Origin of the sequence: uncultured Bacteroides sp. (assembly GCF_905207245.1) — a bacterium.
Taxonomy (GTDB): Bacteria; Bacteroidota; Bacteroidia; order Bacteroidales; family Bacteroidaceae; genus Bacteroides.
The window spans coordinates 17617-42266 of sequence record NZ_CAJLKP010000021.1 but is presented as its reverse complement, the minus strand read 5'-3'; the positions used below and the strand labels follow the sequence as shown (position 1 = coordinate 42266).

Here is a 24650-nt window from a genome sequence, read left to right as displayed (position 1 = left end):
TTGTTACCCTCGCATCAGCAATTCCGGGAATGTAAATCCTTGCATCGTATAGCAGATAAAGAAAACCGTAGCACTGACAATCCAAAGGATAAGCAATGTCCACTTCAAGCCGGAAGCCATTGGCTGCCAATTGAACACCGGACGGAAGATTGCGAAAACAATACTTACCAAAGGAATACCTACCACGAGGATACCTGCAATATACATCACTATGGCCGACAAAGGAGACGTAGGCAACATAAAGTCAACAGTAGGGAACCAGGACATCAATGCTGCACCACCACCAATGGCAACTGCAATAGCTGCAAAGAGTAAAGCTACAAACACCACACCAAATACAAACAGCACCGGACTACAAATAATGGCGAAGATAACCAGACACACTTTCAAGAAGAAACCTGCCACCATTACAAACGCATCTCCTACCTTTTGCAGAAATGTGCGGGGTTTGTCGGATTTCATATAATCGTTTACACCGTTGGCGACTTTCTCAAAGCCATCGGTTACAGTCTTACCAATATTTTCCACTGTAACAGCCTCTCCACGCATATTCAATTTTTCGGCTGCTGTATGGGCTTCGGGTATTACAAGCCAACACACAATATAAACAGGAATCAGAGTTCCATATCCGCAAATCAGGATAATGAGCAGCAAAAGGCGAAGCAGCGTCACATCCCAATTCAAATAGGCTGCCAAACCACTGACTACACCACCCAGCATCTTATCATCCGGATTGCGGTAAAGACGACGACGTGTTGAAGTATAAGAGGATTTAGCATCACTGTTCCAGGAACCGGGACCATAGCCACTGCCGGAAGCACCCTCAGAATTCTTCGAACCGGAAGCGCCCTCTTCTGACGTACCGGTTTCCATTTCTTCCGGTCGGCCCATGCGATTAATTACTTCCTCTACATCGGTTATGGTGATAACCTGAGAGCCTGCAGTCAACTTTTCGGAGAAGAGTTCAGAGATACGGAGTTCGATGTCATTTACAATTTCATCAGCACCGGCTTGTCTTCTGAAGTGCAACTTCAAATTGGAAAGATAGTTATCCAAAAGGCGGTAGGCGTCTTCATCAATGTGGAAAACAGTTCCGCCCAGATTTACTGTTAATGTCTTTTTCATTGCTATTCGTTTTTTAAATTATACTGATACGAGGTAATTCAAATGTTGAGCCTAATAATTGGCTATATGATTGACTGTTTCATTCAGCTCTCGCCACGAGGCTTCCAACTCTCCGAGAAAGACTTCTCCTTTGGGCGTGAGCTTATAGTACTTACGTGGTGGTCCTTGTGTAGACTCTATCCATTCATAACTTAGCAGATCGTCATTCTTCAGACGAGTAAGCAACGGGTAAAGCGTTCCTTCCACCACAATCAGCTTGGCTTCTTTTAGTTTCTGAATTATATCAGAAGCATAGGCCGGTTCCTTGTGCAGCAGCAGCATGATGCAATATTCTAACATGCCCTTACGCATTTGCGACTTTACATTATTTACGTCCATCTCTTATTGATTTACGATTTGACAATTTTCTATTTTACAGTAGAGATAGCAACTAATTGAAATAGAGCCTCTCTTTGCATGACACAAATATATGCATTATATTAGTACCATGCAATACATAGTACTCTATATTTTATATAATTAACACACACAACCCTTTACACCTTATTAATATTACAGAAAAAGAATACATAAAGAGAAGAATAACATATAAGAGAAAAATGTATCTTTGCGCGGAAAAGATATAAATACAACGACTATGTTAACTATCAGAAAAGCAACAATAGCCGATTGCGAGCTGATTCATAAGCTTGCATGGCAGATATTCCCCGAGACGTACAAAGAAATTCTTTCGCCGGAGCAAAATGAATACATGATGGAATGGATGTACTCCATAGAAAACATTCGCAAGCAAATGGAAGAGGAAGGGCATGTTTATTTTATAGCATACCATGATAATGAGGTGTGCGGCTATGTATCCGTGCAACAACAAGGTGAGGACTTGTTTCATCTGCAAAAGATATATGTACTCCCCTCTTTTCAGGGAGCGCATTGTGGCAGTTTCCTATTCCGCGAAGCCGTCAAATATATCAAAGAGGTACATCCCGGCACCTGTCTGATGGAATTGAATGTGAACCGTAACAACAAGGCGCTGAAATTCTATGAGCACATGGGAATGAAGAAGTTGAGAGAAGGAGATTTTCCGATAGGAAACGGATATTATATGAATGACTATATAATGGGGATGGAAATCAATTAAAAATTAGAAATTAAAAATTAAAGGCTGCGCAGTGTTCTCTTTTGAACTGCGCAGCCTTTAATTTTTAATTTCTAATTTTTAATTATTTCGTTACTCTTTCCAGCCACTTCACCATGCCAAACATCACGCCCATTGACACAAGGCAAATAACAAAGAATACAGTCCAGCACTGCCAGATAGGAATCTTATTATACATCATAGGACCCAGGAACAAGAAGAGGTTACCAATCGCCGTTGCACCCAGCCACAAGCCTTGGCACAAGCCCTGGATATGCTTGGGAGCTACCTTGGAAACGAATGAAAGACCAAGCGGTGAAATGAAAAGTTCGGCTACGGTCAAGAAGAAATAAACCACAATCAATACCCACGGTCCGGCTTTCAGTCCGGCTTTAGCAGAGTCCGCCATCGCTTTGAACTCAGTACCTGAAGGATAGCCTTGCATTGCTGAATAAATAGTAAGGAACAAGAAAGCAAGTCCTGCAATACCCATACCGATAGCAATCTTCTTAGGGGTGGAAATCTGCTGACCACGACGGGCGAGCGAACCAAAGAAGAGCATGATGAGCGGAGTAAGTACGATTACAAAGAACGGATTCACAGCTTGCCAGATTTCAGGCGCAATACTATCAGTTACCACGAAGTCGCGGGCAAAGAGTGAAAGCGACTGCCCGTTCTGATGGAACGAGAACCAGAAGAAAATTACAATACCCAATACTGCAAACAATGCATACAGGCGTTGTTTTATCTCTTTTGCCATAGCAGCTTTCTCTTCAGCAGTATAACCTACTGATTCTTGCTTCTCTTTCTTACCCGGTATAGGGAATACTTTCCGGCACGCAATAAAAATAAAGAGAGAAATAAGCATAGCCACTACCGAAGCTATGAATGAATAGTGGATACCTGTATTAAACACATCAAGATACTGGGTACAGAACGGAACCAAATCACTTGTCACCGTACCACCCACTTTGACAACCAGTTCATTCAGATTAGCGAGGTTATCGGAAGCCATATTAGCACCTTCCTTAATGTACTGATGGCATAATGCCGGTAAATCGGCATTGTACATCATGCTGTGAACCTTCAACCACCATTCTCTGAGCATAGGAGCAACAAAAGGTGCAATCAGACCACCGATATTGATAAATACATAGAAAATCTGGAAACCCGAATCACGACGGCTCTTAGCCAATTTCAGTGCTTCAGGTCCTTTCTTTTCAGCCTCTTTTTCGAGATTGTCATACATCTGACCTACAATAGCTTGCAGATTTCCCTTGAAAAGTCCGTTACCGAAAGCTATGAAAAACAGGGAAACACAAGTCAAAGGAAGCAACCAGCCAATATTGTCGGCTGTGGACAGGACGGGAATTGACAGAATGACGTAGCCCAACGACATTACTATCAGTCCTGACATGATAGTTCCTTTATAGTTTTGTGTCTTGTCGGCAATGATACCACCTACCAGGCTTAGTACGTAAATTCCGCAATAGAAGACCGAATAGATAATAGAACTGGTTTCGTCACTCAGGCCGAACTTGGAGCAGAGAAACAATACCAGTACGGCATTCATAATGTAGTAGCCGAACCGTTCGCCCATATTGGAGATAGCAGCCGCCAACAGACCTTTAGGATGATTCTTGAACATAGATATAAGTTTTTAAATTAGTAATTAGATTGTTTTTTGTTTATTAAATGCAAATATATACATTTTGCTGAAATATCGTATAAAAAAGTAAAATTAGTCATGAAAAAGAGCACAAACTTCAGCATGAACCTCCTTTATTAAATCATTTGGATTAAGTTTTAGCTGCAATCCACGCTGACCGGCACTTATATAAATAGATGGATAGTTTAGGCAGGATTCATGAATATAAGTAGGAAAAGGCTTCTTCATACCGATAGGCGTACATCCGCCACGAATATATCCTGTCAGGGGTAGCAGCTCCTTCATCGGAATAAGATCGCACTTCTTGTTGCCGGAAGCTTTGGCCGCCAGCTTTAAATCCACTTCGTGCTCACCGGGAATGACACATACGAAATAGCCGTTCTTATCACCATGCAAGACAAGGGTTTTGAATACCTGTTCGATATTCTCACCCAAGCTGTCTGCCACATGAATGGCACTCAAATCATTTTCATCCACTTCATAGGGAATCAGTTCGTATGCGATTTTAGCTTTATCCAAAAGCCTCGCTGCATTTGTTTTATTGATTTTCATAATTTAAGAATGTTCTCTTACTCATTTTATATCATCGGTATCTGTCATCCTGAGCGCAGCCGAAGGATCTCATCTTTTTTATGCATACATAGGGAGGAGATTCTTCGGCTACGCTCAGAATGACAGATAGTATAAGTTTATTATGCTGATGTACTTATCCTTTCAATTCTTCTTTCAGAAACTTCGGAGTATACCCTTTCTTGCTTCTCGCCACTTCTTCCGGCGTACCGAAACTAAGGAGTTGTCCCCCACCCTTGCCACCGTCAGGACCCATATCAATGATGTAATCCGCCATTTTAATGACATCAAGATTATGCTCGATGACGATAACCGTATTGCCTTTGTCCACTAATTTATTAAGTACGTTCATCAATACGCGGATATCTTCAAAGTGAAGTCCGGTGGTAGGTTCATCGAGGATATAAAGGGTCTTGCCTGTGTCTCGTTTAGAAAGTTCGGTCGCTAGCTTCACGCGTTGGCTTTCGCCACCGGAAAGCGTAGTAGAAGACTGTCCCAATTTGATATATCCCAAACCAACCTCTTGTATCACCTTAATCTTATTCAGAATTTGCGGTACGTTCTCAAAAAATTCCACAGCACGGTTGATAGTCATATCCAGCACATCGGCAATAGATTTTCCTTTGAAACGCACTTCCAAGGTTTCACGGTTATAGCGTTTGCCATGACATACCTCACAGGGTACATATACATCCGGCAGGAAGTTCATTTCAATGGTTTTGTAACCGTTACCCTGACAGGCTTCACAGCGTCCGCCACTGACATTGAAAGAAAAACGGCCCGGTTTATAACCGCGTATCTTAGCTTCCGGCAATCCAACAAACAAGTTACGGATATCGGAGAAAACTCCCGTATATGTTGCCGGATTGGAACGTGGCGTACGTCCCAACGGAGACTGGTCTACATTCACCACCTTATCAATATTTTCCAGTCCTTCGATACTGCCATATTCCAAAGGATCTTGAAGCGAACGGTAGAATTTCTGCGAAAGAATAGGCTGCAACGTCTCGTTGATAAGCGTAGATTTTCCACTGCCGGATACACCGGTCACACAAATCAGTTTGCCCAGAGGGAACTCCACATCCACTCCTTTCAGATTATTTCCGCGTGCACCACGAAGCCACAGGCTATGTCCGTTACCTTCACGCCGTTTGGCAGGTATTTCAATCTCACGCTCACCATTGAGGTATTGCGAAGTCAATGTATGCGTTTTCAGCATCTCATCCGGAGTTCCGGAAAAAACAACTTCACCTCCCAGGCGACCAGCTTTTGGCCCCATATCTATCACATAGTCAGCCGCCATCATCATGTCCTTGTCATGCTCCACAACAATAACAGAGTTACCTATATCTCTCAATTCTTTCAGAGAATGGATAAGCCGTTGGTTATCCCGCTGGTGCAAACCGATACTCGGCTCGTCGAGAATGTAAAGCACATTCACCAGTTGTGAACCGATTTGGGTAGCCAGGCGGATGCGCTGGCTTTCACCACCTGAAAGAGTCACAGAGCCACGGTCGAGAGCAAGATAATCCAATCCGACATCCAAAAGGAATTTCAGACGGGTACGGATTTCTTTGAGTATCTCAGCTGCAATCTGCTGTTGCTTATTATCAAGATATTCATCCACATTCATCAACCAATCATAAAGTTCATTGATGTCCATGCAGGATAGTTCGTAAATATTCTTATCATGGATGCGGAAATGCAAAGCTTCCTTATTCAGCCTTGCTCCCTTACATTCCGGACAAACCGCAGTTTTAGCAAACTGTTCCGCCCACTTCTGAGCCGTAGCAGAAGCATCTTTCTCCTGCAACATCTGAATGTATTTCACCACACCTTCAAACGTCACAAAGTAATCGGACGAAGTTCCGATAAGGGAACTCTTTATTTTGATGCGTTCATCCGAACCATAAAGAATTTCATCAATAGCTTCATCCGGCAGTTCCTTGACAGGAGTTTTCAGCGTAGCCTCATATTTTTCCAGCAAAGCAGCTATCTGCCAGAAAATCATACTATTCTTATACTTACCTAAAGGAGTGACAGCACCTTCATAGATGGAAAGTTCCCGGTCGGGGATGACTTTCTCCACATCAATCTGATTGACAACTCCCAAACCTTTACACTTGGGACAAGCACCTTGCGGAGAATTGAATGAGAAGTTGTGAGGTGCCGGTTCGCGATAGGATAGTCCGGTGACGGGACACATTAACCGTTTACTGTAATGGCGTACACTTTCAGACTGCAAATCAAGTATCATCAGCAAGCCATCTCCTTGCAGCATAGCAGTAGCCACACTGTTTTTCAGGCGGACATCATCTTTATCCGTCACAACCAGTTTATCAATAACAACTTCGATGTCATGATTCTTATAACGGTCCAGTTTCATACCGGGCAATGCCTCGCGCACCTCACCGTCTACACGAACATAAAGATACCCTTTCTTCCGGACTTGTTCAAACAGTTCCTTATAGTGTCCTTTACGGGTGCGCACCAACGGAGCAAGAATATAAATCTTCTTGCCTTTATAATCTTTCAGAATAAGATCGAGAATTTGCTCTTCGGTGTATTTCACCATTTTCTCACCCGAAAGATAAGAATATGCCACACCGGCACGGGCATAAAGCAGACGCAAATAGTCGTAAATTTCCGTCGTTGTACCTACCGTAGAACGGGGATTCTTATTCGTCGTCTTTTGTTCAATGGAAATAACCGGACTCAATCCTGTAATCTTATCAACATCAGGACGCTCCAGATTTCCCAGGAAGTTGCGGGCGTACGCAGAAAAAGTTTCGATATAACGGCGCTGTCCCTCAGCAAAAAGCGTATCGAACGCCAAGGATGACTTGCCGCTTCCACTCAGCCCAGTAATCACAGTAAGACTGTTACGGGGAATTTCAGCATCGATATTTTTCAGATTGTGCACGCGCGCACCATATACATTGATGTATTCTGTTTCTTCTGTCATTTATCTTAATATATTAATATCACTTTTAATCTTATAATTAACTCCATCCGCTCCTTCTGCTTCTACTACAATGAAATAAACGCCTTCAGGAACATTCTTCCCATGAGCCGTTCCATCCCATCCGGCATCTATGTTCTGCAAGCCCCAGCGATAAAGTTCTTGTCCCCAACGGTTGAAGACATATGCATTGAAGTGAACCAGCGATTTATGCTTCACGCGAAACACATCATTTATTCCGTCTCCATTGGGAGAGAAAGCATTCGGCACTTTAAGTTCCGATTCAGCAATACGGATTATAAAAGCATCGGAGAAATCTGTTTGCCCCGTCTCTGTATCCGTTGCAATAAGACGAACATAGAACAGACCGGACTCTTGGAAACTATAGATAGTCTCAGCATCGAAACGTGTCAGGAAAATATCGTTGAAAGCGGCATCACGGGAGAAATTCCATTCATAACGATAATCGGCGGAATCATCCGATGAGTCTCCTGACTCCGCAGGTTCTCTCCACAGAAAACGAAACTCAAGGGGAGCGGCACCGGTGTACATATCACCCGGATAAACGGAAACACCTTCTTCGGGCATTGCCCCATTTTCAGAAAGCAAGATTGCCACGGGAGACATATCCAACAGTACTGTCTTTCCCCCGCCAGCCCACACCGGTAAATATCCGAGCAGCAGCATTGCTACACAACCGATATATAAAAACAATCCGCATCGCATAATACCTGCAAAAATAACGGTTTCCAAGCGAATATCAGCGCATACACAAGATTTTTCAGTTTTAAAATGCACAATATTATTTCTTAACTCATTCCGTTCGTTAATTTTAGGCAAAATTCTTACCTTTGCAGCTACTTTGGGAAATTGTAAACATAAACCAACGATATCGAATGAGAACGATTAACCGGATTTTCTGCTCCTTACTGCTTGCCGGTGCATGCAGTTTTGGCGCATTTGCACAAGAGAACCAGTCCTATTTTTTGCATACCATTGAAAAAGGGCAAAGCCTTTATTCTATATCCAGTATGTATGGTGTCACACAATCGGACATCGTAAAATTAAATCCAGGAAGCGACGAAAAAATCTTCGTGGGACGTACACTTCGCATTCCGCGTACAGCCGCCAATACTCAGACAGAAACATTCCATACCATAGCACAAGGAGAAACCCTCTACCGATTAACCGTCAAATACGGTGTATCGGCCAAGGCTATTTGCGATGCCAACCCCGGACTTAGTGCGGAGAACTTCCGCATCGGTCAGGTAATACGCATTCCTTCTGTCGGCGAGGCTGGCACAGTCACTACGGAAACAGTAACAGAATCGGTTATCCCCCCCATCCAAGGCCCTGTGCAATCTCGTTGCAAAGAGATGCACAAAGTGAAACGGAAAGAAACCGTATACAGCATCAGCCGTGAATATGGTATTTCAGAGGCCGAACTAATAGCTGCCAACCCTGAACTTAAAGGTGAAAACAAAATAAAGAAAGGTACATTCCTTTGCATCCCCTTCCCCACCGCACAAGTAGAAAACACTACTCAGCCAAAGGTAGCTCCCAGCAACAGCGAATTGTTCAGTGAGAACCAAAAGATGACAGAGCGTTTCAGCACAATCAAAGCTGCTATCATCCTGCCTTTCCTGGATGTGCCCAAGAACGATGCAGCACGTATGGTAGAGTATTACGAAGGATTCCTCATGGCTGTAGATAGCTTGAAGCGTAGCGGAGTTTCCGTTGATTTATACACTTATAACTCCGGTTCCGAAAGCACGTCCCTGAATAGCATCCTCTCCAAAAAGGAAATGAAGGATATGGATATTATTTTCGGTCCGCTACATCAACAGCATATCAAACCTTTGGCAGATTTTGCCCAGAAGAATGATATCCGCCTGGTAATACCGTTCACATCAAAGGACAACAGCGTATTCCGCAATCCGGCTATTTATCAGATTAATACTCCCCAGTCATACCTTTACTCTGAAGTGTATGACCATTTTGTCCGCCAATTCCCGAATGCCAACGTCATCTTCATAGAAGCCAGCACAGGCACAAAGGACAAAGCCGAATTTATCAAAGGGCTGAAAGATGAACTGAAAAACCGTTCTATTCCTATGAAATCTTTGAAAGAAGACGCAACAGTGGAATCCCTGAAAACAGTGCTGCGTGCCGACCGGGAAAACATATTCATTCCTACATCAGGAAACAATGTGACCCTGATAAAGATACTGCCCCAACTGACTTTATTGGTTCGCGATAATCCGGAAAGTAACATCCATTTATTCGGTTATCCGGAATGGCAGACTTACACAAAAGATCATTTGGAGGCATTCTTTGAATTAGATACCTATTTCTATTCATCATTCTACACCAACAACCTATTGCCAGCAGCCATTAATTTCACTAAGAGTTATCGCAGATGGTACGGCAAGGATATGGAAGAGCGTTATCCAAAATTCGGAATGCTGGGCTTTGATACCGGTTATTTCTTCCTCAAAGGCCTGTCACGCTATGGCTCTGAGTTGGAGAAGAATATGCAACGCATGGATTTGACGCCTATCCAAACCGGATTCAAATTCCAACGCGTAAACAATTGGGGAGGACTCATCAATAAAAAAGTATTCTTTGTGCGTTTCACCAAGAACTATGAGCTAATAAAGTTGGATTATGATTGATAACAGAAGTTTTTAAATCCCAAGACAATGAAGATAAAAAACATCATAGGAGCTACTCTACTACTTACTGTATGGGTGTTGCCTGGCCGTGCACAGATAGGTGAGCAACGCCAAAACTTTGCAATAGGTTTCAACGGCGGCATCAATCTCAATAGTGTCAGCTTCTCTCCTACAGTACGGCAGAAAAACCTGATGGGCATTAATGGCGGTCTGACAGCGCGCTATATCTCGGAGAAATATTTCAGCATGATATGCGGTGCACAAGTTGAATTGAATTTCTCACAGCATGGTTGGGATGAATTTTATGAAGATTTCCCCGATTTGCAATATACACGCAAGATGAATTATGTAGAAATACCTCTTTTAGCACATTTGGCATTTGGCAGAGACCGGGGAGTGCAATTTTTCATCCATGCGGGTCCGCAAATAGGATTCTTTATCAGTGACACACGAACCAAAAATGATGCATGGGAAACTGTAACCAATGCAGTTACCGAACAACATGATAAAGATGTAGAAAATAAATTCGACTATGGTATCACGGGAGGGGCAGGATTAGAATTACGCACCAAAGCCGGAAATTTTCTTGTAGAAGGTAGATACTACTACGCTCTATCCGACTTTTATAAAAGCACTAAGAAAGACTATTTCTCCCGTTCGGCACATGGCGCCATAGTAGTAAAAATGACCTATCTGTTTGACCTCAAGAAGTAATCTTAAAGAGATTCATATATAAAGAAAGCGTCCCGGAACTTTTTTATAGAAGTTCCGGGACGCTTTCTTTATATATGAATCTTTCATTTTCTCAACCGAAAATTCTTCTCAGCTTTCACCATCACCTCGTCACGATAAATAGCCCTGAAAGACAAATAATTCAATATTATAGAAATAGCAGGGAGGCAAAGCGCCCAGCCTAACTGGAAAGACATTGCATCCAAATCATCCTTCAACATAAACATGAAGACGAAAAATGCCGCATAATATCCTATCAAAAGAATACTGTTGAATATTGTCATACGCACCTGCAACATTCGATTACGAAACAGAAAAATAGTACAGAATGCCACGACGGTGCTTAGAAATAGTATCCCGAACAATCCCCATGTAGATTGAAAAGCACTATCCGCCAGCGTCACCCCCAACGGTTTGAAAACATATTCAGTAACTCCGTCCGCAGCTATAAACTGCCCTACTGGCAAGCACATAGCAGCTATCAGCAAACCTGTCACAATCAATAAATAAACAGATTGAATTCGTTGTATCATATCCTCTTTTCTTTGTTAAAACAACAAAGGTGTGCCCAAGCAATCTTCACTCGGGCACACCTTTATAGTAATTTCATTTACTGTAATTTCTCTTTCTCTTTTGCCGGGTTGCGATAGTAAATCTTACCCTCAACGTACTCTTGCGTTGCAATCAACGTCGGTTTCGGCAATTTCTCATAATAACGTGAAATTTCAATCTGCTCCCGGTTCTCGAATACTTCTTCCAAGTTATCATTATAGGAAGCAAACTCTGCCAATTTCTTTGAAAGGTCATTCTTGATTTCCACACTGATCTGGTTTGCACGCTTACCAATGATAGATACGGTTTCATACACATTACCGGTATCCGCACACAACTCCATCATGTCACGTGTAACCGTACTGCCAGGAGCATTTGTTTTCTTGTAATCCATAAATATCTAAATTAATATTATCCTAAATCTGATTATCTTCACTTGACTTATCTTCATTCAATATCTTCTCTGAATCCTTGAATATCCTATCGGCTTCTTTCAGATATTTACTTTCAGGGAACTCATTCTTGAAAGCATAATATTCATCCACCGTTTCGCGATAGCGTTCTGCTCTCTTGTCCTCTACACTATAGATAGCCATTTCGTATTTGGCACGCAGAATAAGAATAGACAAGTCTTCGCGAAGGTTCGTATAAGGATAATCCTTCAAAGCATTCTGTGCAGTGATTACACAGGATTGATAATTGTTTCCCAAATAGTTGCCCAAGTTATAATACAATCTGGCTGAAAGGAACTCTTTCATCACCAATTTATCCTGTAACTTAAATATCATATCCTGGGCTTCGTCCTTCTTTGAGCTTTGCGGAAAATATTCCATGAACATCTGCAATTGCTGAATAGCACTATATGTGCCGGATTGATCGAGACGGGGCTCCGGAGTATCCAGATACAACGCTTTTCCGGCATGGAAACGTGCCAGTTCGGTAAACGTTCCACGAGGATATACATTATAATATTGGACAAAAGTCTGAGCTGCCGTCTGATAGTCTTTCTGGTTGTAGTAGCTCATACCCAGCATGTAGAGGGATTCCTCTGCTTTGTCTGTACCCTTAAGGATAGCAATTAACTCATTAAGCAACGTTGCAGCACGATTGTACTGCCCTTTTGCGAAGTAGTTCTTTGCCGCCTCATACTTATACTCATAGTCGGTGCTTTTTAACAGCTTATTATATTCTCCACACGAGGAGAGTAATATTGCTGCAAGCAAAGTTATTAAGATGTTCTTCTTCATTCTTAGCTTTTCAAATAATGTGCAAAGATAAAGGTTCGCATCGAATAAAGCAACGATACGAACCTTAATTTTTCAAAAACCAGAAAATGACCGATAAACGCCAGTCTATTCGCGACGAACCGGGATAATAAGCGGTCTAAAAAATGGTCATTATAATTTATATAAATCACTCGCCGCAAGCAAATCGACTTTCTTTTCAGTCAACACACGGATACAGTTTTCCATGTCATTCGGGCGAATAATGACATTGGCCGTATTGCCGTTGGCAAATGAATACATATATTCAATGAAAACGCCCTCGTCAGATAAGAAACGCAGAACTTTTGACAATGAGCCCGGAATATTGGGGCAACTGATGCCTACCACATCCGTCACATTCACAGCAAAATGATTATCTTTTAAAGCTTTATATGCCTTATCCGGTTCAGATACGATGCCGCGAAGAATACCGAAATCAGCATTCTCGGCAATACAGAGAGCGGAAAGGTTGACACCTTCTTTCGCAAGCACTTCAGTCACTTCAGTCAGACGACCGGACTTATTCTCCAGAAAAATAGAGAGTTGTTTTGCTACCATGATCTTAATTATTAATTGTAAATTATGAACTATAAATGATGAACTATTAATTAGGGACATCCCGCAGGCAATTAATACTTTATATTTAATAATTAATAGTTTATCAAAGTTTACGATTATCAATTACGCGTTTGGCCTTACCTACACTGCGTTCAATGCTGCGAGGCTCTACCAGACGAACATCTACTCCCAAACCAAGTACACTTTGCAGACGGGCTGCCAGTTTTTTCTTCAATGCCAGCATCTTGTTAATCTCATCCGAATAATATTCCGGACGGACTTCAACCTGCAATTCCATACTATCCGTATTATTCTTGCGGTCTACTATCAGGAGATAATGCGGTTCGAATTCCTGCATTTCGAGGATGACGGATTCTATCTGAGTCGGGAATACGTTCACCCCACGGATAATAAGCATATCATCACTACGGCCGAGGATGCGATCCATACGGGTGAGCGTACGTCCACAAGGACATTTATCATAATGCAGAGCGGTGAGATCCTTGGTACGGTAACGCAGCAGAGGCATACCTTCTTTGGTTAGGTGTGTAAAGACAAGCTCGCCTGTTTCACCGGGAGCAACCGGTTCCAATGTATTCGGATTAATAATTTCGGGGAAGTAATGGTCTTCATTAAGATGGGTGCCATGCTGACACTCACATTCGTAGCCCACACCCGGACCTGCTATTTCACTCAGTCCATATATATCATAGGCTTTAATGCCTAACTTCTCTTCAATCTCATGACGCATGTTCTCCGTCCAGGGCTCCGCACCGAAAGCTCCTATTTTTAATTTGAATTCTTCACGGGGAAAGCCGGAGTCTTTAATGGCATCTGCCAGATAAAGCGCATAAGAAGGCGTACAGCATAATACAGTAGAACCAAAATCATGCATCAGAGTAATCTGTTTCTCTGTATTACCGCTCGACATAGGTATAACTGAAGCACCGATATTTTCAGCACCCGCATGTGCACCCAGTCCACCGGTGAACAAACCATATCCGTAAGCTACATGGAAAAAGTCGGAACTATCCGCACCATAAGCTGTAAATGCACGCGAGAGACATTCAGTCCAAGATGAAAGGTCCTTACGTGTATACCCCACCACAGTAGGCTTGCCCGTCGTACCTGACGATGCATGAATACGTACTATCTGACTCATGGGAACAGCACAAAGTCCGAAAGGATAATTATCGCGCAGGTCGTATTTAGTAGTAAAAGGTAACTTCACGATGTCGTCTATACTATTGATATCGTCGGGGGTAATTCCCAATTCCTGCATTTTCTTGCGGTAAAAAGGAGTGTTATGATAAACATGCTCCACAATCTTCTTGAGGCGGATGCTCTGGATTTTACGAAGGCTTTCGCGATCCATGCATTCGATACTTTCATTCCAAATCATGTCTTCGTTGTATTACATTGATGGTTATTATTAATACTTATTTCCTGCAAAGGAATAAAAAAAATTTGTTTATCTCAAGCATTTTCCCGAATATTGCCGTCCATAAGGAGAGAAAATGAATAAATTCGAATTAACATCCGCTTATAAGCCAACCGGAGATCAGCCGGAGGCCATTGCACAGCTCACTGACGGCGTGATTCAGGGAGTTCCTGCGCAAACATTACTTGGTGTCACCGGTTCGGGAAAGACATTCACTATAGCCAATGTAATTGCCAACATCAATAAACCAACGTTAATATTAAGCCATAACAAAACATTAGCAGCTCAGCTCTACAGTGAATTCAAGGGGTTCTTCCCCAATAATGCCGTAGAGTATTATGTTTCCTATTACGACTATTACCAACCGGAAGCCTATCTTCCATCTTCCGATACATATATAGAAAAAGACCTTGCCATTAACGATGAAATCGACAAGTTACGGTTAGCCGCTACTTCTTCCTTGCTTTCCGGACGAAAAGATGTAGTGGTCGTTTCTTCCGTATCCTGCATATATGGTATGGGTAACCCGTCGGATTTCTATAGTAACGTGATAGAAGTACAACAAGGCAAAGCATTCAGCCGGAATGTATTTCTGCGCCATTTGGTGGACAGTCTTTATGTACGCAACGATATCGACCTGAATCGTGGAAATTTCCGTGTAAAAGGAGATACGGTGGATATTTATCTGGCATATGCTGATAATCTGTTGCGTATCATTTTCTGGGGGGACGAAGTGGACAGCATCGAGGAAGTGGACCCGATTAGCGGGGCAACTATCGCCCGCTTTGATGCTTACAAGATATATCCCGCCAATCTGTTCATGACAACCAAAGAAGCCACACTACGGGCTATTCATGAGATAGAAGATGATCTTCACAAGCAGGTGCAATGGTTTGAGAATGAAGGCCGTCCATTTGAAGCAAAACGTCTTCAGGAACGAGTTACGTATGACATGGAAATGATACGCGAATTAGGTCACTGTTCTGGTATAGAAAACTATTCGCGCTATTTTGACGGCCGTGCAGCCGGTACTCGTCCTTATTGTTTATTAGACTTCTTTCCAGAAGATTTTCTGATTGTTATAGATGAAAGTCACGTAAGCGTACCTCAGATACGTGCAATGTATGGTGGTGACCGTGCCCGTAAAATAAACCTTGTGGAATATGGTTTCCGGCTCCCGGCTGCCATGGACAATCGTCCGTTGAAATTCGAAGAATTCGAGGAAATGGCAAAACAAGTGATTTATGTTAGTGCAACGCCTGCGGATTATGAATTGGTTCAATCGGAAGGCATTGTCGTGGAACAGGTTATTCGTCCTACCGGATTGTTGGATCCGATAATTGAAGTGCGTCCCAGCCACAACCAGATAGACGATCTCATGGAAGAAATCCAGATACGCATAGAACGTAATGAACGTACGCTTGTAACCACGCTTACCAAACGTATGGCAGAAGAGTTGACGGAATTCCTCTTGAATAATAATGTAAAATGTAACTATATCCATAGCGATGTAGATACACTGGAACGCGTAAAAATCATGAGTGATTTACGTGAAGGACTATATGATGTGCTGGTCGGCGTTAATCTGTTGCGTGAAGGATTGGACCTCCCGGAAGTGTCACTCGTTGCCATTCTCGATGCGGATAAAGAAGGTTTCCTGCGCTCTCATCGTTCACTAACACAGACTGCCGGACGTGCGGCACGTAATGTAAACGGTATGGTTATCATGTATGCCGACCGCATAACCGACAGTATGCGACTGACAATTGATGAAACCAACCGCCGTCGTGAAAAGCAATTAAAATACAATGAAGAAAATGGCATCACGCCTCAACAAATCAAGAAAGCAAAGAATCTCAATGTATTTGCCACAAACAGTGTAACAGAAGAAGGTCCTGCCGGAAAAGGAGCAACCCTTGCTCCCCGCCCCTACATCGAGCAAGAAAGTTCTGCCAGTATTGCTGCCGACCCGATTGTACAATATATGTCCCGTCCACAGTTAGAAAAGAGTATCGAACGTACGAGAAAGCTCATGCAAGAAGCAGCCAAAAAGCTCGATTTTATCGAAGCTGCACAGTATCGCGACGAGCTGCTGAAGATGGAGGATTTACTAAAAGAAAAGTAAGCATAAAACACTTTTTCTTAAAATAAATAGAAGAGTATGCTATTTTCGCTAATAAGTGTTATAAAACATACTTTTTTCTTTGGATAATTTGCTAATTTCCCAATAGTCCGTATCTTTGCAATGTGTTTTTCATAGTATTAGATTTAAGGTTAACAAAGGTTGGAGTACAGCGGTACTCCTTTTTTTATACCCATACCTCTGCTAAAGCTACCCAAGCACTATATCAAAGCAGCAGATATGAATACTTCGGCCAGTTTTGTTGAATATAGCCCACTTTGCTATCTTCTGTCACCAGATATCAATATCCACTAACATAATCAACTGGTTCAAAACCGTACAGAAACAAATTAATTCCATCAACAGAAACACTCATTATTTCATGTTTTTTGCGTATGTTTGTAGCAAAGTTCAATCCAGCAAATCAACATGGAATTATTAGTATATAAAGCCTCAGCCGGCTCCGGAAAGACGTTCACCCTCGCCGTAGAGTATATTAAACACCTGATTCTGAACCCAAGAGCCTACCGGCAAATCCTTGCTGTAACCTTTACCAATAAGGCTACGGCAGAGATGAAGGAGCGTATCTTACAGCAACTTTACGGCATCTGGGTAAATGACCCGGCATCCGAACCCTATCTGAACCGTATCCGCGAAGACTTACAACGGAAGAACTTGCCCGTCCCCGACATCCGCCGGGCGGCAGGAACGGCATTGCAATACATGCTTCATGACTATAGCCGTTTTCGTGTAGAAACCATCGACTCCTTCTTCCAGTCAGTTATGCGCAACCTGGCGCGGGAACTGGATTTAAGTCCCAACCTAAACATAGAACTGAACAATGCCGAAGTGTTGAGCGACGCCGTAGACAGTCTCATTGAGAAGCTAACACCCTCGTCTCCCGTCCTGGCATGGCTATTGGACTACATCAACGAACGTATTGCTGATGACAAACGTTGGAATGTCTCTAATGAAATCAAACGGTTCGGATGGAATATTTTCGACGAAGGATACATAGAACGCGGCGAAGGACTGCGGCAACAACTGAAACACCCGGATACCATCAAACTATACCGCAGCCTGTTGCGGGAAATGGAAACAGAAGCCTTGGAGCAAATGAAAGGTTTCTACGACCAGTTCATAGGAGAATTGGAAGCCCACGCGCTCACCGCAGAAGACCTGAAAGGCGGAGCACGAGGAATAGGCAGCTATTTCCGCAAGTTGAGGGACGGACGATTATCAGACAAAGATGTGCTGAATGCCACATTAAAAAATAGTCTGGACGACGCAAAGAACTGGGCAACCAAGACTTCAACGCGTAAAAACGACATCATTCATCTGGCCGAAACGAGTTTACTCCCCTTGCTGCAGGATGCGGAAACATTCAGACCAAGGAACAATAAACAAGTAAACAGTTGCCGGTTGTCACTGCAACACCTGAACAAATTGCAATTGCTTGCACACATCGACGAGGAAGTGCGCGAATTAAACCGGGAGCACAATCGTTTCCTGTTGTCAGACACCAACGCCCTGCTCCATAACCTGGTGCGGGACGGAGATTCCTCATTTGTATTCGAAAAAATCGGAGCTAACATCCAAAATGTGATGATTGATGAATTTCAGGACACCAGCCGGATGCAATGGGATAATTTCAAAATCCTGTTGCTGGAAGGTCTTTCACAGGGAGCCGACAGTTTGATTGTAGGTGATGTAAAGCAATCAATCTATCGTTGGCGCAACGGAGACTGGAGAATATTAAACGTTTTGGGAGACTCTGCCAGCTCTCAACTTAACAATTTCCCCGTGCGTGTGGAAACATTAAAAACAAACCGCCGGAGTGAAACCAATATCATCCAGTTCAACAACTTCCTGTTTGCTGCTGCGGTAGAATATTTGAATATGCTTCACCTGAAAGACTTACAGGAAGATTGTCAGCCATTACAACGAGCTTATGCAGATGTTGCACAAGAATCGCCGCGTACAGAAGCCAAAGGTTATGTCAAAGTAGATTTTCTGGAACCGGATGAAGAGCATGACTATGTGGAACTGACGCTTATAACATTGGGAGAGGAAGTAAAACGATTATTGGAAGCCGGTGTGAAGTTGACTGACATCACCATTCTGGTACGTAAAAACAAGAATATCCCTCCTATTGCCGACTATTTCGACAAGACCATGCATTTGCCTATCGTTTCCGACGAAGCATTTCGTCTAGATGCCTCTCAAGCACTCTGCATGCTGATAGATGCCTTGCGCTATCTTTCAAATCCGGAAAATAAAGTGGCACAGGCTTCACTAATCACTAATTACAAGCTACAAATCAATAAAGAAGAAAACGGAAGTGCAAATCCCGATTGGGACGATTTGCTTACTGCCAAACCACAGGACGCACTCCCGGAGAAGTTTGTTTCCGGCATGGAAACTCTCCGGTTAATGCCGCTATACGAATTACTGGAAGAACTTTTCAGTCTGTTCGGAATGAACCGGATTGAAAAACAGGATGCTTACCTGTTCTCTTTCTTTGATGCCGTAACAGAATATCTGCAAAATAATTCCTCAGATTTAGATACCTTCATCCGTTTCTGGGACGAGACGTTGTGCAACAAAACCATTCCCAGTGGTGAAATGGATGGCATCCGTATTCTTTCTATACATAAATCCAAAGGCTTAGAGTTTCACACCGTACTCATTCCCTTCTGTGATTGGAAATTGGAGAATGAAACCAATAATCAGTTGATCTGGTGTTCTCCCACCGAGAGGCCATTCAGTTCACTCGACATCGTCCCAGTGAATTACTCATCTACTATGGCCGAATCCGTGTATCAACAGGATTATCTGCACGAACGCCTTCAATTGTGGGTGGATAACCTGAACCTGCTTTATGTAGCATTTACCCGTGCTGGGAAGAATCTGATTCTCTGGAGTAAAAAAGCCCAGAAAGGAACCATGTCCGAGCTACTCACCAATGCATTGCCACAAGTGGCTATCAAGGAAGGCAAAGAAGGCTGGGACGAAGAAGAACCTTATGAAAGCGGAGAACTCTGTCCATCTGTAGCGGAGTCCTCCACACATAACTCTTCCCTCAACCGCCTCGCTCAAAAACCGGATAAACTCCCCGTGCACATGGAAAGCATGAGGCACGATATTGAGTTCCGGCAATCGAACCGTTCTGCCGATTTCATTCAGGGAGTGGATGAAGAAGAGTCCGACAACCGTTTCATAAACCGGGGACGATTGTTACATACGCTTTTCTCTGCCATCGAAACGGAAGAAGATATTGACAATGCCATTACACAACTCATATTCGAAGGAATCATTGGTAAAACGGAAACAGAAGAAGAAATACGGGAACTGACTAACCGTGCCTTCTCCCTCCCCCAAGTACAGGACTGGTATTCGGGAAACTGGGAGTTATTCAACGAATGTGACATCATCTGGCAAGAGAACGGAGAACTACATACACGCCGCCCTGACCGCGTGATGATGCGCGGTGACGAAATAGTCATTGTAGACTTCAAATTCGGAAAGCAGAATAAAAAGTATAACAAGCAAGTAAAAGGATATATGCAATTGCTTGTCCGCATGGGGTACCCGAGGGAGAATATCAAAGGATACTTGTGGTATGTGGAAGAAGACTTAATAGAAAATGTATAACCTCAGAACAGGATTAGAATAATTATCAAAAGCCAAAAATCAAGATGCAAACCTTTCTTCAATTAGTTGCCCAAGACCTACACAGAAAAATAGGAAACGACTTGTCACGAGTTGCAATCGTCTTCCCCAACAAGCGTGCCAGCCTGTTCTTCAATGAATATCTGGCCGCACAGAGCGACCGCCCTTTATGGTCGCCTGCATACGTGAGCATCAGCGAATTGTTCCGGCAACTTTCGCCTTGGAAGCTGGGTGACCCTATCCGCCTGGTATGCGAACTCTACAAAGTATTCCGTGAGGAAACACACAGTGAAGAAACGCTGGACGATTTTTATTTCTGGGGAGAACTGCTCATCAGCGATTTTGATGATGTAGATAAGAATCTCGTGGATGCCGACCGACTTTTCTCCAACCTGCAAGACCTGAAAAATATAATGGATGATTATGACTTTCTCGACCCCGAACAGGAGGAAGCCATCCGCCAGTTCTTTCAGAATTTCTCCATCGAAAAGAGGACACAACTCAAAGAGAAGTTCATTTCCCTATGGGACAAGCTCGGCGACATTTATCACCATTACCACAACAATCTTACAGAACTTGGCATTGCTTACGAAGGTATGATGTATCGCCAGGTGATGGAAGAACTGCAACCGGACAAGCTGAAATATGATCATTATGTATTTGTCGGCTTCAATGTGCTGAATAAGGTGGAAACCAAATTCTTCGAACGTTTGCACGATGCAGGGAAAGCATTGTTCTACTGGGATTATGACATATTCTATACCCGGTTGCCCCGCGAGAAGACCCCACTCTATACCCACGAAGCGGGAGAGTTTATCCTCCGCAACATGAAGACCTTTCCCAATGAACTTCCCGAAACAGCATTCGATGTATTGAGGAATCCCAAGAAAGTACGTTTTATCTCTGCCCCTACAGAAAATGCACAGGCGCGTTATCTGCCGGAATGGGTCAAGGAGACAAGGAAACAAGAGAACGAGTTGACACTTAAAGAAAAAGAAAATGCCATAGTACTTTGTAATGAAGCACTCTTATTGCCCGTGCTGCATTCCATCCCACCGGAAGTAAAGAATGTAAATATCACTATGGGATTTCCGTTGGCACAGACGCCTGTATATAGTTTCATCACTGCATTGATAGAATTACAGACCAACGGATACCGGACAGATACCGGACGCTATCTATACGAAGCCGTACAAACCATACTGAAGCATCCATATACCCGGCAACTATCCGAATCCGCCGAAAATCTGGAAAAGCAATTGACGAAAGACAACCGTTTCTATCCCCTGCCTTCCGAACTGAAACAAGATGATTTCCTTGAACAGGTTTTTACTCCACAAAGGGGCATCTCAGCTCTTTGCCAGTACCTCACGGATATGCTGCGCGAAGTTTCCGTCCTCTATCGCCAGGAGGCAGAAACAAAAACAGATGATATCTTTAACCAGCTTTACCGGGAATCCTTATTTAAAAGCTATACGCTCATCAACCGTTTGCTCAGCCTTATCAATAACGGAGAATTAACATTGCAGGTAGATACGTTGAAACGTCTGCTCTGCCGATTACTCGCCACCTCGAATATACCTTTCCACGGTGAACCAGCCATCGGCATGCAGGTTATGGGAGTACTGGAAACGCGTAACCTTGATTTCCGCAATCTCATCATGCTTTCCCTTAACGAAGGCCAATTGCCCAAAGGAGGCGGTGAATCTTCCTTCATCCCCTACAACCTACGGAAGGCTTTCGGCATGACCACCATCGAACATAAGAATGCTGTCTATGCATACTACTTCTACCGACTGGTACAGCGTGCTGAAAACATCACCTTATTATATAACACTTCTTCAAATGGACTGAACCGTGGAGAGATGTCCCGTTTCATGTTGCAATTCCTTGTCGAATCGCCACACGATATTTCGCGCGAATACCTTGAGGCCGGACAATCTCCCCAAAGCGATAGAGAAATCTGCATTGAAAAAACACCGGAGATAATTACCAGGATGTATAACAGATATGACGTCACCCGCCATCCGAAAGCTCTATTCTCTCCTTCGGCTCTCAATGCCTATCTCGACTGCCGGTTGAAATTCTATTATCGCTATGTGGCCGGTCTGAAAGCTCCTGATGAAGTAAGTGCAGAAATAGACTCCGCCCTGTTCGGCACCATCTTTCACCGTTCGGCCGAATTGGTATATAAGGACCTGATCGCTAACGGAAAAGAAATACGCAAAGAAGATCTGGAACAGCTATTGCGCAACGATGTCAAACTGCAAAATTATGTGGATACTGCTTTCAAAGAAGAGTTCTTCCACATTGCTCCCACTGAAAGGCCGGAATATAACGGTACGCAGCTTATCAACGCCAAAGTCATTGCATCCTATCTCCGCCAGTTGTTACGCAACGATTTGCAATACGCTCCCTTCTTCATGGAAGGTATGGAAGAACCGGTAAACGAAATCATGGAAATAGAAACCCTGCAAGGAAAGCTGACACTGAACATCGGCGGCACCATCGACCGCATGGACAGCAAAGGAGATACTCTACGCATCGTAGATTACAAAACCGGTGGTACTCCGAAAACACCCGAAAACATTGAACAATTGTTCACTCCTGCCGAAGGACGCCCGAATTACATTTTCCAGACTTTTCTGTATGCATCCATCATGTGTAATCGGCAGCCACTGAAGGTTGCCCCTTCCCTACTCTATATTCACCGTGCAGCATCAGAGACATACTCTCCCGTTATCGAAATGGGAGAACCACGTCAAGCAAAGATACCGGTCAACAACTTTGCTTTCTACGAAGACGAGTTCCGCGAACGTCTGAAAAATCTTCTGCAAGAAATATACAACCCGGAGGAACCTTTCACCCAAACTGATGATAGCAAGAAGTGCGAGTTTTGTGATTTCAAAGACTTGTGTAAGCGATAAAAAAACAGACCGTCTGTTTGGAGTAAACAGACGGTCTATATGACTCGAACAGACCATCTATTTCACCTCAACAGACGGTCTGTTTTTATTGAATACAATTACTTTTTCAACGGGACTGAGAAGCTGAATACAGAACCTTCACCTTTCTTAGAATTAAACCACAGTGTACCACCATTCTTCACTACGAAGTCCTGACATAAGAGCAATCCCAAGCCGGATCCTTCCTCATTGTTCGTACCGAATGTACTAAAGTGGGTATCCGTATGCAATAACTTCTTCTGTCCTTCTTCGTCAATACCACAACCATGGTCTTGCACACTGACTACTGCCATACCTTCCTTTTCTTCCAGTTTCACCAGCACTTCAGAACCTTCGTTACTGAACTTAATGGCATTGCTTATCAAATTACGTACCACCGTCTTCAACATATCAATATCCGCATAGACAGCCAGTTTTTCAGGCTTTACTTCGCGAATCGTAATCTTTTTCAGACCGGCTACCATGTTGAAGATGTCAATTACGCCATCTACCACTTCCACCACATCGATATCCTGATATACCACATTCAACTTGCCAATCTGGCTCTTTGTCCACTTCAGCAGATTGTCCAGCAGAGAGAATACATCTTCTGTCGTCTGGTTGGCCATCGTCAACAGTTCATACATCTCAGCACCAATCTTTTCGGACGGCAGATTCAGTATCAACATGTTCAGCACCATCTTGATGGAGCCCATAGGCGAACGCAAATCATGAGCAATCACCGAATAGAGTTTGTCACGTCCGGCAATGGTACGTTGCAATTCTTCGGTCTTGTTCAGAATGATACGCTTGGCAGCCACCAAGGAAATCTGGTGGGTAACACGGATAATCAGTTCTTCTTTATTGAAAGGTTTGGAGATAAAGTCATTTGCTCCCACCTGGAAACCTTTTACAATATCCGTCGTACTGTTCAGTGCAGTCAGAAAGATAATAGGAATTTCCGCCGTTTTGGGGTTAGCTTTCAAATGCTGTGCCACCTCAAAACCACTCATATCCGGCATCATCACGTCCAGCAACACCAAATCCGGGTTCTCCTTATCTACCTGCTCCAATGCTTGCCGACCGTTACTTGCCGTAGCGATTGCAAATTTTTCGTTTGTCAAGAGTACCTTCAACAATAATACGTTGGACATCACATCGTCAACGATGAGAATTTTGTACTCAGAAGGATTTATTTCCATATTCATCTTATACTATATTGTTTTC

Annotated in this window: 18 protein-coding genes; 6 read left to right on the top strand and 12 right to left on the bottom strand. The window is 43.2% G+C overall.

The window, feature by feature from the left end:
• Positions 1-3 precede the first annotated feature (3 nt).
• Together QZ135_RS08805 and QZ135_RS08800 are read right to left on the bottom strand one after the other, a co-directional pair.
• Positions 4-1125 (bottom strand): PspC domain-containing protein, encoded by a 1122-nt coding sequence (locus tag QZ135_RS08805; protein ID WP_294608007.1) that lies wholly within the window; start codon positions 1123-1125, stop codon positions 4-6.
• Positions 1126-1176: 51 nt separating this feature from the next.
• Positions 1177-1503 carry a PadR family transcriptional regulator gene (locus QZ135_RS08800; RefSeq protein WP_294608005.1) on the bottom strand — a complete coding sequence of 109 codons (327 nt, stop codon included), beginning with the start codon at positions 1501-1503 and terminating at the stop codon, positions 1177-1179.
• 259 nt (positions 1504-1762) lie between these two features.
• Between QZ135_RS08800 and QZ135_RS08795 the strand changes: the two genes are divergently transcribed.
• Positions 1763-2263, top strand: coding sequence for a GNAT family N-acetyltransferase (locus QZ135_RS08795; RefSeq protein ID WP_294608003.1), 501 nt, complete (start codon positions 1763-1765; stop codon positions 2261-2263).
• A gap of 82 nt (positions 2264-2345) precedes the next feature.
• On the opposite strand, the gene QZ135_RS08790 is transcribed toward QZ135_RS08795, so the two are convergent.
• From QZ135_RS08790 to QZ135_RS08775, 4 genes are all read right to left on the bottom strand, one after another.
• Positions 2346-3908 carry a peptide MFS transporter gene (locus QZ135_RS08790; RefSeq protein ID WP_294608001.1) on the bottom strand — a complete coding sequence of 521 codons (1563 nt, stop codon included), beginning with the start codon at positions 3906-3908 and terminating at the stop codon, positions 2346-2348.
• Positions 3909-4001: 93 nt separating this feature from the next.
• Positions 4002-4481 carry a Cys-tRNA(Pro) deacylase gene (gene ybaK / locus QZ135_RS08785; protein WP_294607999.1) on the bottom strand — a complete coding sequence of 160 codons (480 nt, stop codon included), beginning with the start codon at positions 4479-4481 and terminating at the stop codon, positions 4002-4004.
• A 154-nt stretch (positions 4482-4635) separates the two neighbouring features.
• On the bottom strand, positions 4636-7464 hold the full coding sequence (uvrA, locus tag QZ135_RS08780) for an excinuclease ABC subunit UvrA (RefSeq protein ID WP_294607997.1): 2829 nt from the start codon (positions 7462-7464) through the stop codon (positions 4636-4638).
• Positions 7465-8259 (bottom strand): gliding motility-associated C-terminal domain-containing protein, encoded by a 795-nt coding sequence (locus tag QZ135_RS08775; protein WP_294607996.1) that lies wholly within the window; start codon positions 8257-8259, stop codon positions 7465-7467.
• A 98-nt stretch (positions 8260-8357) separates the two neighbouring features.
• Here QZ135_RS08775 and QZ135_RS08770 point away from each other — a divergent pair, with 98 nt between their 5' ends.
• Together QZ135_RS08770 and QZ135_RS08765 are read left to right on the top strand one after the other, a co-directional pair.
• Positions 8358-10136: a LysM peptidoglycan-binding domain-containing protein gene (locus QZ135_RS08770; RefSeq protein WP_294607994.1), complete on the top strand. Its 1779-nt coding sequence runs from the start codon at positions 8358-8360 to the stop codon at positions 10134-10136.
• Between the two features lie 27 nt (positions 10137-10163).
• Positions 10164-10850 carry a porin family protein gene (locus QZ135_RS08765; protein WP_294607992.1) on the top strand — a complete coding sequence of 229 codons (687 nt, stop codon included), beginning with the start codon at positions 10164-10166 and terminating at the stop codon, positions 10848-10850.
• Positions 10851-10933: 83 nt separating this feature from the next.
• Here QZ135_RS08765 and QZ135_RS08760 read toward each other — a convergent pair whose 3' ends face one another.
• From QZ135_RS08760 to QZ135_RS08740, 5 genes are all read right to left on the bottom strand, one after another.
• Positions 10934-11401, bottom strand: a complete 468-nt coding sequence (locus tag QZ135_RS08760) for a DUF4293 domain-containing protein (protein ID WP_294607989.1) — start codon at positions 11399-11401, stop codon at positions 10934-10936.
• Between the two features lie 77 nt (positions 11402-11478).
• A complete protein-coding gene (locus QZ135_RS08755) occupies positions 11479-11814 on the bottom strand; it encodes a DNA-directed RNA polymerase subunit omega (RefSeq protein ID WP_009127753.1) in 336 nt (111 codons plus the stop codon).
• 22 nt (positions 11815-11836) lie between these two features.
• Positions 11837-12667, bottom strand: coding sequence for an outer membrane protein assembly factor BamD (gene bamD, locus QZ135_RS08750; RefSeq protein ID WP_294607984.1), 831 nt, complete (start codon positions 12665-12667; stop codon positions 11837-11839).
• A 150-nt stretch (positions 12668-12817) separates the two neighbouring features.
• Positions 12818-13243 carry an amino acid-binding protein gene (locus tag QZ135_RS08745; RefSeq protein ID WP_007663046.1) on the bottom strand — a complete coding sequence of 142 codons (426 nt, stop codon included), beginning with the start codon at positions 13241-13243 and terminating at the stop codon, positions 12818-12820.
• A gap of 103 nt (positions 13244-13346) precedes the next feature.
• Positions 13347-14645: a phenylacetate--CoA ligase gene (locus QZ135_RS08740; RefSeq protein ID WP_294607977.1), complete on the bottom strand. Its 1299-nt coding sequence runs from the start codon at positions 14643-14645 to the stop codon at positions 13347-13349.
• Between the two features lie 115 nt (positions 14646-14760).
• Between QZ135_RS08740 and uvrB the strand changes: the two genes are divergently transcribed.
• The 3 genes from uvrB to QZ135_RS08725 all read left to right on the top strand — a co-directional run bounded on the left by uvrB (position 14761) and on the right by QZ135_RS08725 (position 23405).
• The gene (gene uvrB / locus QZ135_RS08735; RefSeq protein WP_294607975.1) at positions 14761-16809 is read left to right on the top strand and encodes an excinuclease ABC subunit UvrB; all 2049 of its coding nucleotides are present in this window, start codon (positions 14761-14763) and stop codon (positions 16807-16809) included.
• Positions 16810-17235: 426 nt separating this feature from the next.
• The gene (locus QZ135_RS08730; RefSeq protein WP_294607972.1) at positions 17236-20460 is read left to right on the top strand and encodes a UvrD-helicase domain-containing protein; all 3225 of its coding nucleotides are present in this window, start codon (positions 17236-17238) and stop codon (positions 20458-20460) included.
• A 44-nt stretch (positions 20461-20504) separates the two neighbouring features.
• Positions 20505-23405: a PD-(D/E)XK nuclease family protein gene (locus QZ135_RS08725; RefSeq protein WP_294607969.1), complete on the top strand. Its 2901-nt coding sequence runs from the start codon at positions 20505-20507 to the stop codon at positions 23403-23405.
• 98 nt (positions 23406-23503) lie between these two features.
• On the opposite strand, the gene QZ135_RS08720 is transcribed toward QZ135_RS08725, so the two are convergent.
• On the bottom strand, positions 23504-24631 hold the full coding sequence (locus QZ135_RS08720; protein ID WP_294607967.1) for a response regulator: 1128 nt from the start codon (positions 24629-24631) through the stop codon (positions 23504-23506).
• Between the last annotated feature and the right edge of the window lie 19 nt (positions 24632-24650).

Excerpts from the sequence above, each read along its gene's own strand:
- QZ135_RS08805 (WP_294608007.1), bottom strand. The coding sequence starts at position 1,125 with ATGAAAAAGACATTAACAGTAAATCTGGGCGGAACTGTTTTCCACATT.
- QZ135_RS08800 (WP_294608005.1), bottom strand. The coding sequence starts at position 1,503 with ATGGACGTAAATAATGTAAAGTCGCAAATGCGTAAGGGCATGTTAGAA.
- QZ135_RS08795 (WP_294608003.1), top strand. The coding sequence starts at position 1,763 with ATGTTAACTATCAGAAAAGCAACAATAGCCGATTGCGAGCTGATTCAT.
- QZ135_RS08790 (WP_294608001.1), bottom strand. The coding sequence starts at position 3,908 with ATGTTCAAGAATCATCCTAAAGGTCTGTTGGCGGCTGCTATCTCCAAT.
- ybaK (WP_294607999.1), bottom strand. The coding sequence starts at position 4,481 with ATGAAAATCAATAAAACAAATGCAGCGAGGCTTTTGGATAAAGCTAAA.
- uvrA (WP_294607997.1), bottom strand. The coding sequence starts at position 7,464 with ATGACAGAAGAAACAGAATACATCAATGTATATGGTGCGCGCGTGCAC.
- QZ135_RS08770 (WP_294607994.1), top strand. The coding sequence starts at position 8,358 with ATGAGAACGATTAACCGGATTTTCTGCTCCTTACTGCTTGCCGGTGCA.
- QZ135_RS08765 (WP_294607992.1), top strand. The coding sequence starts at position 10,164 with ATGAAGATAAAAAACATCATAGGAGCTACTCTACTACTTACTGTATGG.
- QZ135_RS08760 (WP_294607989.1), bottom strand. The coding sequence starts at position 11,401 with ATGATACAACGAATTCAATCTGTTTATTTATTGATTGTGACAGGTTTG.
- QZ135_RS08755 (WP_009127753.1), bottom strand. The coding sequence starts at position 11,814 with ATGGATTACAAGAAAACAAATGCTCCTGGCAGTACGGTTACACGTGAC.
- bamD (WP_294607984.1), bottom strand. The coding sequence starts at position 12,667 with ATGAAGAAGAACATCTTAATAACTTTGCTTGCAGCAATATTACTCTCC.
- QZ135_RS08745 (WP_007663046.1), bottom strand. The coding sequence starts at position 13,243 with ATGGTAGCAAAACAACTCTCTATTTTTCTGGAGAATAAGTCCGGTCGT.
- QZ135_RS08740 (WP_294607977.1), bottom strand. The coding sequence starts at position 14,645 with ATGATTTGGAATGAAAGTATCGAATGCATGGATCGCGAAAGCCTTCGT.
- uvrB (WP_294607975.1), top strand. The coding sequence starts at position 14,761 with ATGAATAAATTCGAATTAACATCCGCTTATAAGCCAACCGGAGATCAG.
- QZ135_RS08730 (WP_294607972.1), top strand. The coding sequence starts at position 17,236 with ATGGAATTATTAGTATATAAAGCCTCAGCCGGCTCCGGAAAGACGTTC.
- QZ135_RS08725 (WP_294607969.1), top strand. The coding sequence starts at position 20,505 with ATGCAAACCTTTCTTCAATTAGTTGCCCAAGACCTACACAGAAAAATA.
- QZ135_RS08720 (WP_294607967.1), bottom strand. The coding sequence starts at position 24,631 with ATGAATATGGAAATAAATCCTTCTGAGTACAAAATTCTCATCGTTGAC.